Origin of the sequence: Ruegeria atlantica (genome assembly GCF_013033965.1) — a bacterium.
Lineage (GTDB): Bacteria > Pseudomonadota > Alphaproteobacteria > Rhodobacterales > Rhodobacteraceae > Ruegeria > Ruegeria atlantica_D.
Window position 1 is genome coordinate 193964 of record NZ_WQFE01000002.1, and the last position, 16888, is coordinate 210851.

Sequence of the window (16888 nt, forward strand, 5' to 3'; positions counted from 1 at the left end):
TATGCGGTTTTTGATGGTTGGGGCCGGGCTGTCCGGCGCCGTGATCGGTCGGGAACTTGCGGAACAGGGGCATGATGTCACCATCGTCGACAGCCGTGACCATATCGGTGGCAATTGCCATACGGAACGGGACACGGACACTGGCGTTATGGTGCACGTCTACGGGCCGCATATCTTCCATACCGATGACGAAGAAGTTTGGCAGTATGTGAACAGATACGCCAACTTCCTGCCCTATAAGAACCGGGTCAAAACCACGTCTCAGGGTCAGGTCTTTTCGCTGCCTGTGAACCTGCACACGATCAACCAGTTCTTTGGCAAGACCATGCGACCGGACGAAGCGCATGCGTTTATCACCGAAGAACAGGCCGACACATCCATCACCGACCCGCAGAGTTTCGAGGAACAAGCGATGCGGTTTGTCGGTCGTGATTTGTATGAGGCATTTTTCAAGGGCTACACGATCAAGCAATGGGGATGCCACCCATCCGAGCTGCCAGCGTCGATCCTGAAGCGGTTGCCTGTGCGGTTCAACTACGACGACAACTACTTTTTCCATAAATTCCAGGGCATGCCCGAGAACGGCTATACCGACATGATTTCTGGTATCCTTGACCACCCTGGCATCACGGTGAGGCTGAACACCACGTTCGAACGCGGCATGGCCGGTGACTTCGATCATGTGTTCTATTCCGGCCCGCTGGACGGCTATTTCGACTATGAGCTTGGGCGCCTGGGCTATCGCACCCTCGATTTTGAACGTTTCACCTATGACGGCGACTATCAGGGGTGCGCGGTGATGAACTATGGCGAAGAAGAGGTGCCGTATACCCGGATCACCGAGCACAAGCACTTTGCACCGTGGGAGACACACGAAGGCTCGGTCTGTTATCGCGAGTTTTCTCGCGACGCTGGTCCGGATGACATACCTTATTATCCGATCCGTCAGGTAAAGGAAAAAGCGTTGCTAGGTGAATACGTTGCGCTGGCCGAAGAAACCCGAGACGTCACTTTCGTTGGCCGTCTGGGCACCTATCGGTATCTGGATATGGATGTCACGATTCGCGAGTCGCTGGATACCGCGCGCGCGGCGCTGTCGGCGATCGCAAGCAAAGAACGGTTAAAGCCGTTCTTTGTTCCAGTTCTCTGACACAGACGGCGCAGGTTCCGGAAACTGTGCGCGTGTTCGGTTAGCGAAGGCCACCAACGACAGCATCACCGGGACCTCAACCAGAACGCCAACAACGGTCGCAAGTGCCGCGCCCGAGTTCAGCCCGAACAGGCTGATTGCCACAGCGACGGCCAATTCAAAGAAGTTCGACGTGCCGATCATGGCGCAAGGTGCGGCGATCCGGTGCGGCACCTTCAGCGCAAAGGCTGCGCCATAGGCCAGGGCAAAGATGCCGTAGCTCTGGATCAGGATTGGCACTGCGATCATGACAATGACCAGTGGTTTGGCCAGTATGGTCTGACCCTGCAGGCCGAACAGGATAACGACCGTGGCGATCAAGCCCATGATTGACCAGGGTTTGACACGGGCAGAGAAGGCATCGACGGCCTCTTGCGATCCCAGTTTGTGCCGCGTGATCAGACCAGCGATCAGTGGCAAAACCACGTAAAGCACAGTTGCCAGAACCAGTGTCTGCCACGGAACCTGAATATCGGTCACACCCAGCAGAAAGGCCACGATTGGGGCGAACGCCACCACCATGATCAGGTCGTTCACGGAAACCTGCACCAGCGTATAAGTCGCGTCGCCCTTGGTCAGTTGAGACCAGACAAACACCATCGCAGTGCAGGGGGCGGCACCCAGCAGGATCAGCCCTGCCGTATATTGGGCTGCGTCATCGGGTTCGATCCACGGCGCAAAGACGTGGTCAAAGAACAGAACCGCCAGAAAGGCCATGGTGAACGGCTTGATCAGCCAGTTGACCGTCAGAGTCACGATCAACCCGCGCGGTTGGCGCGCAACGCCCGCCACCGAACCGAAATCGACGCCCACCATCATAGGGTAGACCATCGCCCAGATAAGTACGGCCACGACAAGATTGACGCTGGACACCTCGGCAGAGGCGACCAGCTGGACAAGGCCGGGTGCAGCCAGCCCGATCAGTACGCCGCCAACCATCGCGAGGGCGACCCAGACGGACAAAAAGCGCTCAAAAATGCTCATGAATATGCCTCACGCGGCTGAGAGGTCAGCTTGCCGGATGCCATGGCGGCCAGCGCGACCATGGCGGCTGCGGTGCCCAGAACCAGTGGAAGCCCACCGATTTGGTAGGTCAGGCCGGACAGAACTGTCCCGATAAGACGGCCCGCCGCGTTGGCCATGTAGTAGAAGCCCACATCCATCGTCACCCGCTCGGACTTGGTGAAAGCCAGGATCAGGTAGGAATGCAGCGATGAGTTGACCGCGAAGACGGCCCCGAAGACCAACAAGCCCAACACAAGCGTAACGGTCAGCCAGGTTGCGGGTCCGGAGGAGAACAGAACCGCCACGGCCAGGGCAGCAGGCACACAGAACAGGGCAGCAGCCCAGTTTCGGGCAGCGTGGATCAGGTCATCTTCCGTGCGTTCTTTGGCACGCAGGATGTTCGGCGCGCTGGCCTGAACAGCCCCGTAAAGGATAACCCAGACGGCCATGAAGGTTCCGATCAGGAAAAATGCCGCGTGGTTGCCCGCCTCGGTGCCGTCGGACAGGACGGCGTAGAAATAGATCGGGATGCCGACCACGAACCACACGTCCCGCGCACCGAACAGGAACACGCGTGCGGCTGAAAGCCAGTTCACATTGGCGGATTTCGAAAAAACCTCGGAGAATTCCGCGCCCTTGCGCCCTTTGGGCAGGCCAGGCGGCATCAAAACGAAGACAGCGACCAGAATGACCGCCAGCACAATCGCCATGGCCAGTGTCGCCCACATAAAACCAACGGTCGCCAGCAGGCCTGCCCCCAAAAGGAACCCCAACCCTTTGACCGCATTCTTAGACCCGGTCAGCACGGCAACCCAGCGAAACAGTCCGCCGCCCTCGGTCGGTGCCAGCAGTTTCACAGCTGATTTCGAGGACATCTTGGCCAGATCCTTGGCTACCCCGCTGGCCCCTTGAACAACCATCACAAAAGCAACTTTTGCCGGAATCGGCCAGTTAGGATCTAGTTGGGTAAGAACCAGCAACGCCCCAACCTGCAACGCCAGCCCCGCATACAGCGTCGAGGTCAGCCCGAACCGCGCGGCGATCCATCCGGCGGCCAGGTTCGTACCCATGCCGGCGATCTCATACAGAACAAACAGGTATGCCAGCTGAACCGGTGAGAATCCCATCGTGTGAAAGTGCAACAGCACCAGCATACGAAGCGCCCCGTCGGTCAGCATAAAGGCCCAGTAGGCTGCCGTGACCGCGACATAGGCCGACAAACCTTCGGGCCGCCGGGTCACAGCGAGGCACCAACCATCAGTGCAACATCGACCAGCCGATGCGCATAGCCCATTTCATTGTCGTACCAGGCATAGATCTTCACCTGGGTGCCATTCACCACCATGGTCGAGGGCGCATCGACAATCGAAGAGCGTTCGTCATTGGTGTAGTCGGTCGAAACCAGCGGCCGCGTTTCATAACCCAGGATGCCCTTCAACTCAGCCTCAGAAGCGGCTTTGAACAGCGCGTTGACCTCTTCGACAGTGGTTTCACGTTCGACTTCGAACACACAATCGGTCAGCGACGCGTTCAGCAGCGGTACGCGAACCGCGTGACCGTTCAGCCGCCCCTTGAGGTCCGGGTAGATCAGTGTGATCGCCGTGGCCGATCCGGTGGTGGTCGGGATCAGCGAGTTCAAGGCGGACCGCGCCCGGCGCAGGTCTTTGGCGGGGCGGTCCACTATGGTTTGTGTATTGGTCACGTCGTGGATCGTGGTCATCGACCCATGGCGAATGCCAAGGTTCTCATGGATGACCTTGACGACCGGGGCCAGACAATTCGTGGTGCAGGACGCCGCCGTCACGATACGGTGGACAGCCGGATCATATGTGTCCTCATTCACGCCCATGACGATGTTGGCGGTCGGCCCATCTTTGACCGGGGCCGAGACAACAACCTTCTTCACTCCGGCTTCGAAGTAAGGTGCCAGTTTGGCCCCGGTCTTGAAGACGCCGGTGCAGTCGATCACCACATCGACACCCTCCAGCGGCAGGGCTTTCAGATCCTTGGTGCCGATAAAGGGCAGGCGGGTGCCGTTGATCGTAACGCTGTTGGCGTCATGCCCGAAGCTGGTGTCCCAGCGCCCATGCACGGTGTCAAATTCCAACAGATGCGCGTGCATTTCCGGGTCGCCGACTGCGTCATTGATCCAGGCGATCTTAGCGCCCTTGTCCAGCAGCGGTTTCAGGGCCAGCTTTCCCATCCGGCCCAGCCCGTTCACAGCGTAGGTTGTCATTTCATATCCTCGGGTGACGTTCTGCCGATTTCATCGACAGCAGATTGCAGGGCAATCCGGTCAAGGCTTTCGACCGGCAAAGACGTAAAGGCTTCGATCCGGCGCTTGAGCGCGCCGTAAGCATTTTGGAACGCAAGGCTCTTTTCGGCATCCGTACCGTCCGCCTTGACCGGGTCTGGCATGCCCCAGTGGCCACTTATTGGTTGGCCTTCCCAGGCTGGGCATTCCTCATTCGCAGCCTGATTGCAGACGGTGAAGACAAAGTCCATCTCGGGTGCGCCGGGTGCTGCGAACTCTGACATGTGCTTGGACCGAAGGACGGACGTGTCGTGCCCTTTATCACCCAGAACTTGCATGGCGAACGGGTTGAGCTTTGACGTGGGCTGCGTACCTGCCGAATAAACATTGAACCTGTCACCCCCCATCATGCGCAGCAAGGATTCGGCAAAAATCGATCGGGCGGAGTTGCCGACACACAGAAACAGAACGTTGTATTTCCGATCGGCCACGACCTCAGTTCCCTGAGCATAAGGCATGCAGATATCGGGGCGGCCACGGCAGCAATCGACGATAAGGTAGTCAAGCATCTGCTGCACGTTCTCCATTTCAATGGAATAGAGCAAAGAGGTTCCTGAGCGTTCCTGCTTTATCAGACCAGAACGCTGAAGCGCATTCAGGTAGTTCGACAGGGTGCTGGCCTTCAGGTCGAGTTCCGCCGCCAGTTCTCCCGCAGGGACATTGTCAGGAAAACGTCGCATCAACATGCGAAACACAAGGATGCGCTGCGGATGACCAAGTATGGCTAGTTGGTCTGTTATTCGTTCTATCATATTTCATGAAATATAGAAATAATATAGATCAGTCAATCGTAATGATGCGGTCACGAAACGCGAGGGTAACTGGCCAAAAAGGCGACGCTTTTTCGCTGGGCTTCAAAGGCGGTGCGGGTGGCCGGAGACTTTAGCGTCAGGAATCGCAACAACGCTTACAAAGGACATCCAAGGCTATCGAGACTTGCACGCGTCAGCACTTGAGTTTAAAGGAACCATCGCTTGCCTCAATAGCTCAGCTGGTAGAGCAGGTCCTTCGTAAGGACAAGGTCGGGGGTTCGAGTCCCTCTTGAGGCACCATATCTTTCAAAAATAAGAATAATTATCAAACTGTTAAGTCATGCGGTGCTCTTTGAGCCACCGGATAATCCACATATCGAATTGAACTCTTTGGACCAAATGATTTGCTGTTCAAAATCGGCACGAGCGCCAGCTATGGTTTACAAATTTGGCTTCCCCAAAGTCTTGTGACACTTAACTCACTGAACTGACGGTCCAATCTGTTGAAAACAAGTAGTCTGAATCTTAGGGCGCTGTGAAAAAAGCTAACGAGTTATTAGTTTTCCCTTTCGTCCAAAAATTGACTTTTTGAAATAAACATGTGTCGTGTTTTGGTGCGCCTCCAACACCGGAACTTGAATCTAACCTCGTTTCCCTCCGACACTAACCTGTCAATTAATCACCCCGAAGGCCCGCTTGCACAACAGTAGAGTGACGACACCATCGGCAGAAACCTGCTTCCATTGGCACCTTCATTCGCATTCCTCCTCGGCAGCACGTATGCCTGACTCAAGTAGAACCGCGAGGAAGATGTTTTGACTGCAACAGTGATTCAAAAAGACCTGACGATTCAGGGTGACCTGGTCGCCAATGAAGGAACCATCTCAGTTGCCGGCAACGTGACTGGCAATGTCGACGCTAAGTCCGTTGATGTACTGGCTTCAGGAACAGTGAAGGGTGGCATTCAGGCTGAGGAAGTAAAAATTGCGGGCGGTGTCGAAGGGAGCGTAAAGAGTCGCGCTTTGGCTATCGAAGAAAAAGGTGAGTTGAAGGCAGACGTGACGACCGGAACCATGACGATGAGCTCTGGTGCAAAGATCAGCGGTCGCGTTGACGTTCGAGGTGGTTAATTTTCGTGACTGGCTTCTACACTTTCATCGCGTATGTCGTTTGACAGCGATGTTGGGTATTGCAAATGTCTGATAGCGGCTTTTGCCGAACCAAACGCCAAAACTGATCTTGCACAAGTTGCGCAACACATCCCAGTAGGTTTCAGTTGCTGTACTCGACGCTCAGAAAAACCAGTGTCCGCTTTTCATTGCCTTTGTCTTTTTTGGCTGCACGATAGACGCGGTTTCCAGAGTTAAATTCTCTCAGGTCATAGCTGTCGGGGTGATTGACGGGGCTGTTGTCAGAAGTTGAGGAGCCTTCGCGACATCGAACGACTTCAGCCCATGCGTCTTCGAAATAGCTTGCGGCTTCCGCGCTTCTAAACGGAAACGTCCAATAGCATGAAACGCCTCGGGAGCTATCCAATCCCTCGAAGGCCTGGCATACGGAACCATAAGGCGCGACACCGGTGCGATTGTAGTCTTCGACGGCGTAAATTCTTGGGCATTCGGCCGCTAATCCAATGGCTGGCTGAACGAGTGTGATTGCTACAAATGAAAGCCAAAGTGGTAGTGAAACGCCATTTTTGGGGTTGGCGTTGGGTGATGGCACTGGGAAGACAGCACCCCAGTTGCCATGCTCTTCTTTCACGCCAAAAACCCCCATACGTTTCGCCAGGGCGTGAATATCCCTTTGATCAAACCGGTTGTGACAGAGTTTTCATTCCGCGGCATCAGGAACATCAGCTTGTGAATAGTTACCCTTCACTCGTTCCTTTGTCGGATCAAAATGCGGGAAGGGCACAATTTTGGCTTTCAGGCGCTTTTGTTGTCCATCCAACTGGCCGATTTCGATGTCGCTGCCGACGTTAGCATGTGTGGTTGCAATGCGACCCAACGCAATGACTTTCCCGAGAATGGGAGACTTCATTGCGCTGGTGATTTCTCCAACTTGGGCTTTACCAACACGCACGCAGTCACCGGGTGAAGGAACTGTCCCTCCATCAATTTCAAAACCTACCAGTTTCCGATGAGGATGAGCCTTGCGTTCTTCAATCGCCGCGCGGCCAATAAAATCGTCAACCTTTGATTTCAGTGGCACGGTGAAACCGATGCCTGCCTCGAAGGGATCGGTTTGATCGTCGAATTCAGACCCGGCAAAAATCAAGCCGCCTTCGATCCGCAACATATCCAGCGCGGCAAGCCCCAGAGGAGCGATGCCGTACTCCTGACCAACCTCCCAGACGCGATCAAAGATCTCGACGGCGTCCTTCGGATGACAGAAGATTTCATATCCCAGCTCACCGGAATAGCCCGTCCGGGAAATCACCACGGATTTCCCCTGCAAATCACCAACCCGAGCTATGGTAAGCCGGAACCATGGCAGTTCTTCAATTGTCGGTTGTTGTGGTGGTGTCCAGAATATCCGGGACAGGATTTCACGGCTATGCCGTCCCTGAACCGCAATGTTGTGCAACTGATCCGTGGAGTTGCGCACCCATACATTCATGTTTCGCTTTTGCGCCTGTTCCTGCAGCCACAAGCCGCTGGTGTCGTTGCCGCCAATCCAGCGGAAATTGGTCTCACCCAGCCGGTAGACCGTGCCATCGTCGATCATACCGCCATGTTCGTAACACATGGCTGTGTACACGACCTGACCGACGCTTAGTTTCTTCATGTTGCGGGTCACGCAGAGCTGCATCAACTCTTCCGCGTCGGGTCCAACCACCTCGTACTTTCGCAAAGGACTAAGATCCATCACGGCAACCTTGTCCCGGCAGGCCCAGTATTCGGCAATGGCACCATGATTGGTCATCGTGTTGGGCAGCCAATAGCCGTTGTACTCGACAAAATCACGGGTATGCCGCGCGAAGCAGTCGTGAAATGCAGTTTTCTTGGTTTCTTCCACATCCGCCTCCGCAGATTTTCTATAGCCGTAGGATCGTGTGAAATCCTCGGTCGCCTTGTAGGTTCGCACTTGAATATCGGTTGGGTTCCAGCCATTCGCCGGATCGATGTCACAGGGACATCCGGTGCTGACGCAGACCAGATCGGTCCGCGCCCGCAGCAACACAAAGTCACCCGGTCGCGACCACGGATCGTCCATTCCAATGGCGTTGGTGTCATCCAGCATCGTGTTAAAAAAGAAGTTGATCGCAGGCCATCCACCGCGCGGCTTGATGCCATACTGATCCAGATCCTTGTTGATGTTTTCCGAGCAGTTCACGTGGCCCGGATAGCCAAGGTCTTCGTAGTATCGTGCGGTACAGGCGAGGCCGAATGTGTCATGGCGCCCGCACGTATCCTGTACAATCTCGACCAGAGGTTCCTGATCGACCGACCAGTATTTCGAGAATATGCCCGGTTGCGGATATAGGCTGCCCATCAGGCTGCGGGTTGTTGTCGGGTCGATCTCGCGCTCAATCCCCTGATCCAGTGCGCGGCGGCTGAACGCCTGAAAATCCGAGCACTCGCGTCCGCGGACATCCACGATCTGAATGAACTCGCCAGCCTTCACTTCGTAGGAGTGCGCATTGCCCGGCTGAATATTGAAATCCTTGAGCGGATCGGCCAGCGGATCGGGCGGTCCTACATCGGGTTTTTCCAATCCGGGCGCAGATCGCTGAATGTACAGGATGATATCTGTGGGTGGGTTGTTGTCCTCTGGACGCATCGCCTCACCCGGTGCGGCGACGATTAGAAGACCATCATTTTCAGCTACGAAATGTACCATGTCGCCGGGGCGCGATCCGTCTGAGAAAGCCCGGATTGCGTCACCTTGTCCGATGTTGAACCCGGCAACCTCCAGGGCGCGCAGCACTTTCTTTCCGGACGGCGATCCGTTCGCCAGCGTCGCAATCAAACCGTCTGGTCGCCCGTGTCCCTGTGCGCCAAGCATAGCTGCATCGGAGCTTCGGTCAGGGGCAAAGAAAACCAATTCTGCCGGTTGCATCCCATCGCGGTCCAGCAGCGTAATGGTGTCGCCCTTGGACACCGGAACAGCGCGCGACCCCATTCCGGGGATCGGATGACGTTCCGTTCCATGCGGCAGGATCGGAAGACCCGGGGTCAGAACCCCGCTGCGTTCGAAAGGAACTTCGAATACCGGCTTCACGTTCATAGTGCATTTTCCTGAATGGCTTCGGTTTGGCCGCGGTGGGTAACGACCAGCAGGCATCCCGCCTCGGTTCGCGAATAGTGACTTGACCCCGCTGCCAGGCTAACAAAGTCGCCGCTGCGATATTGAAACCCGTCGTTATCGGTCAGGTCGCCGTCGAGGACGAAGAACTCTTCCGGTCCGTGATGGATGTGAGGGTTCGAATGGGTACCCGGTGCCATCTTCATCAGATAGCTGCCTTGCCCGGTTTCCTCATCAAAGCTGACATTTTTCCACCAGACTTGCGCGTCAGGCAGGCCGTCCATCCGCATCCGGACGAATCCCGGGTCTTCAAAACGTGTGACGGTGCGTGTGATTTGCTGCTGTGCCATCTCAATCCAACCCCAACCGCTTTTTGCGTTGCTCAGCCCAGCTGCTGATTGCCATGTCAAAGGTAAGTGCCATCAGCGACACGTTCAGGCCCAGCACAAAATTCTTGCCCAACTCGGTTCCCGCCAGCGTTCGTTGAAGTTCCTGCCCTAGGTCTTGCGTACCGATGAACGCCGCAATGATGACCATGAAGAAGGCGAACATGATTGCCTGATTGAATCCGACCGCCATTGTCGGCAGGGCAAGCGGAAACTGCACGGACATCAGTTTTTGCCGACGGGTCGAGCCGGACATATCAGCAGCCTCGGTCATTTCCGGCGGCACGCTGCTGAGGCCAATAATAGTGTACCGGATCAGCGGCACGGCGGCGAAAATCAGGATCGAGAATACAACGGCCACGTCGTTGACGCCGAACAGCATGATCGCCGGGATCAGGTAGATGAAGCTGGGGAAAGTCTGTGCTGTATCGCAGGCCAACAGAATGCTTTTGGACCAGCGGTTGGACCGGGCCGCGACAACGCCCAGCGGAATGCCGATCAGGGTCGCCAGAGCGACGGCTGAGATCACGGTGTACAGCGTGATCACCGACCGATCCCACCAGCCTGAGAACGCGACAATCGTAAAGAAGATCGCGGCATATATTCCGGGCTTACGGCCTCCGACCCAGTAGGCAAAGGAAACCACCAACAGGATGAAAGCGGGCGTGGGAATGGCAAGCAAAGTGTCGCGGAAGGGGATCAGAACTTTGACGTTCAGGAACCAGCGCAACCATTCGGTTGTTCCTTTGATCACATCGATGGCCAGGAACGATTTGATCACCACGTCGATTTCCTTGCCCTGGCTCAGATGCTGCTTGCGGCCAACTTCGGCCAGGATCGGGAACACCTGCGCCAGCAAAGTAAACCCAACAAACAGAACCAGTGCGACCAGAGAAATTTGATGCCGTTTCCACCACGGCGTCCCACGTTCGAAGTGAACAGGCTGTTTGACGACCCAGGCCTTGGACATCCGGTCAAGCGTGACAGCAAGAAGGACGATGGTCACACCAATTTCGAAAGACCGGCCAAGTTTGAAGCTGCCCATCATTGCCAACAGTTTAGCGCCAAGGCCGGGCATACCGATGAAGGCGGTTAGAACCACCATGGCCAGACACAGCATGATCACCTGATTGACGCCAACCAAAACTTCGGTTCGCGCGGCGGGAACATAGACATGGCGCAGCATCTGCCAGCGGGTGCAGCCAGACATCTGGCCTGCTTCAATCACTTCGGGGCTGACCTTTTTCAGGCCCAGAGTGGTCATCAGGATCATCGGCGGGATAGCGAAAGTAATTGTCGCGACGGCTCCTGCTGTTGGACCCACTTTGAAGAAGATCACCGCCGGCAAAAGATAAGTGAAGAAAGGCAGGGTTTGCAGCACTGAAAGAATGGGCTTCAGCATCCGTTCGAACCAGCCGTACTTCCAGGCGGCGATGCCCAAAACCAGACCCAGTAAGAAGGCCAGAGGCGCTGCGACCACGATGACGGACATCGTCTGCATGGCGATCTTCCACTGGCCGATTGCGGCGGTCCAGATGAAGGTTCCTGCCCCCAATGCGGCAAGCCTCCAACCACCGACGGCATAGCCGACAACAGCTGCCACTGCGGCGATCGCGGACCATGGAATCGGACCCAGATAGGGCCAGCGCCGCTTGCCCTCCAAAAGATTTGCCGACGTATCCAGCAGGAACTCCAGCGGACCTTCAGCAATAAAGCGGGTGACATAGATCAGACCGAGGTCGTTTTGAATGAAGTCAAAGATTGCATCCAGAATCTGCGCGGTCGGCGGTATTGCCGCTTCGGGGATGCGGTTCAGCCATTCGGGCAAAACGCCGACGGCTTTGGCGAGGATCAGAGCAAGGGCGGTGACCAGCAGTGCGGTAAGAACCTTGGTCCGCCCCCAGGTCCCGTCTGATGTGTCCGGTATTTCGGTGGACAGCGTCGCCATCATTCCGCTCCAAGCAGAACGTTCAATGCGGTGTCGCGGTCCAGAACCCCGGTGACGACACCTTTGTCATTCGCAACTGGCAACAGGATCCGGTCGTCGTTGACCAATATCCGCGCCAGTTCGTGAATGGTTGAACCGCCATTGATCGGAGCACCTTCCAATGCATGTCCGTTCACGGGTTTTGCCAGGCCCTTCGCATGCACGACGCGGGCTTTGTCGATGTCCTCGGTAAACTTGGCTACATATTCGGTGGCTGGGTTCATCACGATCTGATCGGGCGTATCGCATTGTTCGACGGCGCCGTTTCGCATGATCGCGATCCGGTCGGCCAGACGCAGTGCTTCGTCAAAATCGTGGGTGATAAAGACGATGGTCTTACCCAGCATCTCCTGCAATCGCAGGAACTCATCCTGCATTTCGCGGCGGATCAACGGGTCCAAAGCCGAAAACGGCTCATCCAGAAACCAGATATCCGGTTCGATGGCCAGGGATCTGGCAATGCCAACTCGTTGCTGTTGGCCACCGCTGAGTTCGCGCGGGAAGTACTCCTCCCGTCCCTCGAGGCCCACCAGCTTGATGACTTCCAGCGCACGTTCGCGCCGGTCGTGGCGATCCTGCCCGCGCATTTCCAGTGGAAAGGCTACGTTGTCCAAAACCGTGCGATGCGGCAGCAATCCGAAGGACTGAAACACCATACCCATCTTGTTGCGGCGCAGCTCAATCAGTTCGCGCTCGCTCAGGCTCATGATGTCCTGACCGTCAACCTCAATCGTTCCGCCTGTAATATCGTGCAGTCTTGAAAAACACCGCACCAGAGTGGACTTGCCTGATCCAGACAGCCCCATGATGACAAGCATCTCGCCGCGGCCGACCTCAATCGAGACGTCCTTAACCCCAGCGATGTACCCATCGGCACGGATTTCATCGAAGCTGCGGCCCGCGGGCAGAGATTTCAGATAGCTCTCTGGCGAGGGTCCAAACAGTTTCCAGACGTTTTTTGCTGAGATGACAGGCGCTGTGGCGGACATGGCTGCCTTTCTTTCGTGTTGAGCGCGGCCTTGCATCGCTGAGATGTGCTAGGCCGCGCCAGTTTCAGTGGATAAGGCCGGATTAAGAGCTGCAGGCGCTGATCCAAGGATCAACGACGTCGCGGTTTGCGTCCAGCCATTCTTCAGCCGCTTCTTCCGGCTCAAGCTCATCAGTGTCGACCAGCTTGGCCATCTCAGCAATCTGAGGGTTGGTGAAAGAAATCTTGGTCAGGGCGCAATATGCGGCTGGCCACTTGTCCTTCATACCGTCCCATGCTGCCTTTTTGAGATACCCCTTGGCAGGGTTGCCGCAATCATACAGCGCTTCGGGATTGGGGCCCTTGGCCGGGTCTGTATCGCACCCGTCTTCCCATGCGGGGAACTCAACGAACTCACCTGGCCAGACAGCCTCAGCGAAGTTTGGCGTCCAGTTGAAGACCAAAACAGGTTTCTTGTCGGCTTCAGCCGCGCCAATTTCCGCCCACAGAGCCGCAGCAGAACCTGCGTTGATCACAGTAAAGTTCAGATCGAGCGCTTCGGCGCGTTCTTTACCATGCTTCAACCAGTCCACCGGTCCATCCAGATAACGGCCCTTATCGCCGGTTTCGGCTGTCGCGAACAGGTGCGCACAGTCGTTCAAAGCCTGCCAGTCAGGCAGACCTGGACAGGATTCCTTGGTCCACATCGGATACCACCAATCCTCGCGTGTAACCGCATCGTGATCGCCCGCGTCATGCAGGCCGCCTTTTTCCAGCGCTGCCCGGTATGACGCACCAAACGCGCCTTCCCAGACTTCCATCTCCAGCGCGACGTCGCCCAGGCGTACCGATTCATAGACGGCCTGACTGTCGGTGGTGACGTATTCGACATTGTTGCCCATCTCTTCGAAGATCAGGCCGACAACATTCGACATCACGATCTGACTGGACCAGTTGTGAATTGGGATGACGATGGGGTCGCTGCTGTCTTCGGCAATCGCCCCGGTTCCCGCTACTGCTGCCAAGGTTGCAGCAGAAAGTAGGTTTGTAAGTTTCATGTTTGCTCCCTGAGTGACGTTCATTTTTGAGTTAAGGACTCTTCCGGCCCAGAATTCGATCATTCTGCCCAAGATCGGCGAATGTGCAGAACAGAAATTTGAGGGGCCTTGGCCATAAATTCTTGAGGCTAACTCGACTTTTTGCTATCTTAACAGGCAGTTGCCTGATCGGATGCTGACAGATGCGGGCAAATGTTTTTGATCGCGACCACATCCAGATCGGGAATCTGCGCCAAGATGTCAAAAAAAGCGCCAGTCACCGGGAAAGTTCTGCCACCGCTGGACTATTTGCTGGCATTCGAGGCCGCGGCCAAGGCGCAGAGTTTTGCGCAAGCCAGCAAGGTGCTGAACATCTCAGAGACCGCGATCAGCCGCAAAGTGCGCTTACTGGAACAGCATTATGACGTGCCTTTGTTTGTGCGGGGGCATCGATCGGTTTCCCTTACCCAACAGGGTGCGATCCTGCTGGCCACTGTAGAAAAATCGCTGGACCTGATGCGGGAGGTCAGCCGGGACATGCTGGCCAAACATCAGGCCAATACGGTTTCGATATCTGCGACCAATTCTGTTGCGTCACTATGGTTGATGCCGCAACTTCGTAAGTTCAACAAATCCAATGGCCGTATCCGCATCTCTTTGGTGTCTTCTGACAGTGATGCAGAATGCCTGTCGGACTCGATGAACCTGACAATTCTGCGTGGGGATGGCGACTGGCCGGGTTACGAGGCGAAACTTCTGTTTGGCGAAACCGTTTTTCCGGTGTGCAGCCCCGAGTACCTCAAAAACAATCCCAGCGCGGCTGATATTTCTGCGCTGCCGGAACTGGACCTTATCGAGGTCACTAGCGGCCATGCAGAATGGATGACATGGCGAACATGGTTCAGTGGAAATGGTGTGTCGACATCATCAATGGAACAAGCCGTTGCGTTCAATACCTATCCTTTGTCGGTGCAGGCTGCGGTTGATGGATTGGGGATTGCATTGGGCTGGGCCCATCTTGTCGACCCATTGCTGGAAAGCGGCGCCTTGGTCCGGCCAGTACAAGATGCATTTGTGCGAACGCAGTCAGGATACTATCTGCTGAAAAGGCCGAGTCACAGTGCATTTCCAGAACAGCGCATTGTCGAAGGCTGGTTGTTGGGTCTCAGTGCGGGGCGAAAAAGATACGCCTGACCCCGATAGTCTGCACCAGATTCGGCTGCATCGCGTCTTTCAGCAGCGCGGTCATCGCCACCAAAACCGCGCTGAAAGTCGCCGACTATGTGGTCACCGAAGCGGGCTTTGGTGCCGGTTTGGGTGTGAAAAAATGTCGATGCTGTGAAATCTGGCTGTGCCAACCTGGGCCGTCACATCGAGAACGTGAAATCCTTCGGCGTGCCGGTTGTTGTCGCCATCAACCACTTTGTCACCGACCCCTCCTTGCGCGGCGCACCCACCGGCCACTCGGTTCCGGTGCGCGAGGTGCGCCTGTCCGCGGGTGCGGGCTTCATCGTGGTTGTCTGCGGTGAGATCGAGGGCTTGTTCTAAGCCGCCGAATAGGCACTGAACTTGGTCAAAGCTCAGAGCGCAAGATAGCCGATACCAGCAAACGCTATGATACAACCGAGCCATTGGCTTGGGGCCATGCTCTCTCTGAGAACTGCCCATGCCAGAACGACAGTCAATAGCCCGAACACGGAGGCAGCGACAGAAGCGTACTGGGCGTTTGGAAGCCCTCCGGCGGCAACTACACTTAGAATTGCAATGGCGTCCAAAAGACCCATCAGGCACAACAATGGCAAGGCTTGCATTCCGGGCCAGACCGAACTGCGTGACACAAATGCTATTACCGCCAGAGCAAGAATTGCCGTCAATCGACCAATCAGCGAAACCGTGTATTCATCGCTGATTTCGGTGGCATACTGACCCAAGGCAAATGCTGCCGCAAATCCGACTGCCGCCAGCAAAGATAAGACAATGGTCGGACCGAACGCGGGGTAGGTCGTGGTTGTGTCATCGGAACGTACCGCGACGATCGATACACCGATCCCGATTGCAGCCACGGCGAGCCAATGCCAGGCGCTGATTGTCGTACCACGCCAGATTGCGGCGCTGACGGACAGGACCGGGTAGCTGGCAACAAGAGGTGCAACCAGCCTTACAGGTCCACGATGAAACGCCTCGTACATGCTGAGACCGGCCAAGAGGTAAAAGCCACCGGTTGCCATTGCGAACGAAATCGCGCGGCCAGGTATCGGGGCGAAATCGCCCTTCGCAGCCACCAGACAAAACTGCAGCACCGCGCCGATCACCAATACAGTCATGAGCGAGGCGATTACGTTGACGGTCCGGCTGACGTAGCGGACCGACAGATCGTGGACGCCCCAGCACAACGCCGCAAGCAGCCCAAGAGTGAGAGCGCTCATGCGTCAGCCAAAGGTGATCGTTTCAATGCTGCCCACATACACTTTCTTCCACAAATTTGCAGCGCCAAGATGTCACTGTTGATAAACTAATATTCCTGATATGCAATATTCAGCTAGCAAAAGCTCGGAGAAATCATCAATGTCTTCTGCTTTGGAACAACTTGGCGGCGAAGAACAACTACGGGCACTAGTTGAACGATTTTATGATCGCATGGAGACCGACCCGGCGGTGCATTCCCTGCACAGGCTGCATTTTCGGGGACATGGGTTAAACCACACCAGGCAGGCTCAGTTCGAGTTTCTCAGTGGGTTTCTGGGCGGACGGGCCTACTACCGCGAACGTTTTGGCCACATGGATCTGCGTGAAATCCACGCGCATATCCCTATTCGCAAAGCCGACGCAGAGTTATGGTTGGACACGTTTGATGCTGCATTGGCTGACTGTGACATGTCGGGCCCGGTTGTCGATAAAATGCGCGCGACGTTGCGCAGGGCCGCTCTCGTGCTCGTCAACGACGTTCCGGACTGGCGGCTAGAGACGGATGAAGGACTTGTGTAGAGACAATTTGCGCATCTG

Annotated in this window: 15 protein-coding genes, 1 tRNA gene and 1 pseudogene; 6 read left to right on the forward strand and 11 right to left on the reverse strand. The window is 55.9% G+C overall.

The features are described 5' to 3' along the window. Window position 1: 1 nt before the first annotated feature. Window positions 2-1150, forward strand: coding sequence for a UDP-galactopyranose mutase (gene glf / locus GOW16_RS04810; protein WP_170411099.1), 1149 nt, complete (start codon window positions 2-4; stop codon window positions 1148-1150). Here the strand turns inward: glf and arsB are convergent. Genes arsB through GOW16_RS04830 form a run of 4 tightly spaced genes read right to left on the reverse strand, consistent with a single transcriptional unit; the run spans window position 1121 to window position 5260 of the window. Continuing rightward, a complete protein-coding gene (arsB, locus tag GOW16_RS04815; protein WP_170411103.1) occupies window positions 1121-2173 on the reverse strand; it encodes an ACR3 family arsenite efflux transporter in 1053 nt (350 codons plus the stop codon). The genes glf and arsB overlap by 30 nt on opposite strands. Next, window positions 2170-3435 (reverse strand): organoarsenical effux MFS transporter ArsJ, encoded by a 1266-nt coding sequence (gene arsJ / locus GOW16_RS04820; RefSeq protein WP_170411106.1) that lies wholly within the window; start codon window positions 3433-3435, stop codon window positions 2170-2172. The genes arsB and arsJ overlap by 4 nt, the downstream gene beginning before the upstream one ends. Beyond that, the gene (locus tag GOW16_RS04825) at window positions 3432-4430 is read right to left on the reverse strand and encodes an ArsJ-associated glyceraldehyde-3-phosphate dehydrogenase (RefSeq protein WP_170411109.1); all 999 of its coding nucleotides are present in this window, start codon (window positions 4428-4430) and stop codon (window positions 3432-3434) included. The genes arsJ and GOW16_RS04825 overlap by 4 nt, the downstream gene beginning before the upstream one ends. Beyond that, the gene (locus GOW16_RS04830; RefSeq protein ID WP_170411112.1) at window positions 4427-5260 is read right to left on the reverse strand and encodes a MarR family transcriptional regulator; all 834 of its coding nucleotides are present in this window, start codon (window positions 5258-5260) and stop codon (window positions 4427-4429) included. The genes GOW16_RS04825 and GOW16_RS04830 overlap by 4 nt, the downstream gene beginning before the upstream one ends. 224 nt (window positions 5261-5484) lie before the next feature. Here GOW16_RS04830 and GOW16_RS04835 point away from each other — a divergent pair. Further along, window positions 5485-5560, forward strand: a tRNA-Thr gene (locus GOW16_RS04835). A 515-nt stretch (window positions 5561-6075) separates the two neighbouring features. Beyond that, window positions 6076-6390 carry a bactofilin family protein gene (locus tag GOW16_RS04840; RefSeq protein WP_170411115.1) on the forward strand — a complete coding sequence of 105 codons (315 nt, stop codon included), beginning with the start codon at window positions 6076-6078 and terminating at the stop codon, window positions 6388-6390. 142 nt (window positions 6391-6532) lie between these two features. On the opposite strand, the gene GOW16_RS04845 is transcribed toward GOW16_RS04840, so the two are convergent. The 6 genes from GOW16_RS04845 to GOW16_RS04870 all read right to left on the reverse strand — a co-directional run bounded on the left by GOW16_RS04845 (window position 6533) and on the right by GOW16_RS04870 (window position 13906). Then, window positions 6533-7036, reverse strand: a complete 504-nt coding sequence (locus tag GOW16_RS04845; RefSeq protein WP_170411118.1) for a hypothetical protein — start codon at window positions 7034-7036, stop codon at window positions 6533-6535. 54 nt (window positions 7037-7090) lie between these two features. Further along, window positions 7091-9490, reverse strand: a complete 2400-nt coding sequence (locus GOW16_RS04850; protein WP_170411120.1) for a DUF1989 domain-containing protein — start codon at window positions 9488-9490, stop codon at window positions 7091-7093. Continuing rightward, entirely contained in the window at window positions 9487-9858 is a 372-nt protein-coding gene (locus GOW16_RS04855) for a cupin domain-containing protein (protein ID WP_170411123.1), read from the reverse strand. The genes GOW16_RS04850 and GOW16_RS04855 overlap by 4 nt, the downstream gene beginning before the upstream one ends. A gap of 1 nt (window position 9859) precedes the next feature. After that, window positions 9860-11842, reverse strand: coding sequence for an ABC transporter permease (locus GOW16_RS04860; RefSeq protein WP_170411126.1), 1983 nt, complete (start codon window positions 11840-11842; stop codon window positions 9860-9862). Then, a complete protein-coding gene (locus GOW16_RS04865; RefSeq protein ID WP_170411129.1) occupies window positions 11842-12870 on the reverse strand; it encodes a quaternary amine ABC transporter ATP-binding protein in 1029 nt (342 codons plus the stop codon). Before GOW16_RS04865 ends, GOW16_RS04860 begins: the two co-directional genes overlap by 1 nt. Before the next feature lie 82 nt (window positions 12871-12952). Further along, the gene (locus tag GOW16_RS04870; RefSeq protein ID WP_170411132.1) at window positions 12953-13906 is read right to left on the reverse strand and encodes an ABC transporter substrate-binding protein; all 954 of its coding nucleotides are present in this window, start codon (window positions 13904-13906) and stop codon (window positions 12953-12955) included. Window positions 13907-14143: 237 nt separating this feature from the next. On the opposite strand from GOW16_RS04870, the gene GOW16_RS04875 reads away from it, so the two are divergent. Further along, a complete protein-coding gene (locus tag GOW16_RS04875) occupies window positions 14144-15079 on the forward strand; it encodes a LysR substrate-binding domain-containing protein (RefSeq protein ID WP_170411135.1) in 936 nt (311 codons plus the stop codon). A 20-nt stretch (window positions 15080-15099) separates the two neighbouring features. Then, window positions 15100-15418: pseudogene (locus tag GOW16_RS04880) on the forward strand (formate--tetrahydrofolate ligase); the annotation flags it as partial. Window positions 15419-15465: 47 nt separating this feature from the next. Here GOW16_RS04880 and GOW16_RS04885 read toward each other — a convergent pair. Further along, on the reverse strand, window positions 15466-16311 hold the full coding sequence (locus GOW16_RS04885) for a DMT family transporter (protein WP_170411138.1): 846 nt from the start codon (window positions 16309-16311) through the stop codon (window positions 15466-15468). Window positions 16312-16450: 139 nt separating this feature from the next. Between GOW16_RS04885 and GOW16_RS04890 the strand changes: the two genes are divergently transcribed. Continuing rightward, window positions 16451-16870 carry a group II truncated hemoglobin gene (locus GOW16_RS04890; protein WP_170411141.1) on the forward strand — a complete coding sequence of 140 codons (420 nt, stop codon included), beginning with the start codon at window positions 16451-16453 and terminating at the stop codon, window positions 16868-16870. Window positions 16871-16888 lie beyond the last annotated feature (18 nt).